This is a genomic window from Mangrovicoccus sp. HB161399, assembly GCF_013184745.1.
Lineage (GTDB): Bacteria > Pseudomonadota > Alphaproteobacteria > Rhodobacterales > Rhodobacteraceae > Mangrovicoccus.
Genome location: NZ_JAATVU010000303.1, coordinates 1 through 601 on the forward strand (window position 1 = coordinate 1; position 601 = coordinate 601).

Annotated in this window: 1 protein-coding gene and 1 pseudogene; both read left to right on the forward strand. The window is 68.1% G+C overall.

The window, feature by feature from the left end; translation table 11 throughout:
• Positions 1–366: IS66 family insertion sequence element accessory protein TnpB (tnpB, locus tag HCC78_RS33030; protein ID WP_216671432.1), on the forward strand; the 366-nt coding region annotated here is incomplete at its 5' end.
• Between the two features lie 54 nt (positions 367–420).
• Positions 421–601, forward strand: a pseudogene (locus tag HCC78_RS33035) (IS66 family transposase); the annotation flags it as partial.

Consider the following 601-nt stretch of genomic DNA (forward strand, 5'->3'; position numbering starts at 1 on the left):
GGTGCGGGCGCTGGCATGATCCCATCCGACCGGGTGCGGATCCTGATCGCGACGAAGCCTGTAGATTTCCGCAAGGGCCATGATGGCCTTGCCGCGCTGGTGCAATCGGCACTGAAGGAGGATCCGTTTGCGGGCGCGGTCTTCGTCTTCCGCTCGAAGCGGGCTGACAGGCTGAAGATCCTGTTCTGGGACGGCACGGGGCTGGTGATGGCGTACAAGCGGCTGGAGGAGGCGACGTTCACCTGGCCGCCGGTGACCGACGGGATCATGTCGCTGAACCGGGCGCAGTTCGAGGCGCTCTTCGCCGGGCTCGACTGGCGCCGGGTGAAGGCGCTCGAGGCTCGGCGGCCTGCTGTGGCGGAATGACTCGCGGGGTGTTTTCCCCGCCTGCCGCGGCGCGCGCCGGTCTATGCTGCCAGCATGACCGACGCCCCCGCAATCGACCTTTCCGCCATCCCCGAGGAGCAGCGCGCCGCCGTCGCCCTGCTGATGCGGCGCGTCGGCGAGCTCGAGGAGACGACCCGGCGGCAGGAGAGCCTGATCGCCGAGATGAACCAGGCGCTCTACGGCAAGAAGTCGGAAAAGCTCTCGGAAGACGAGC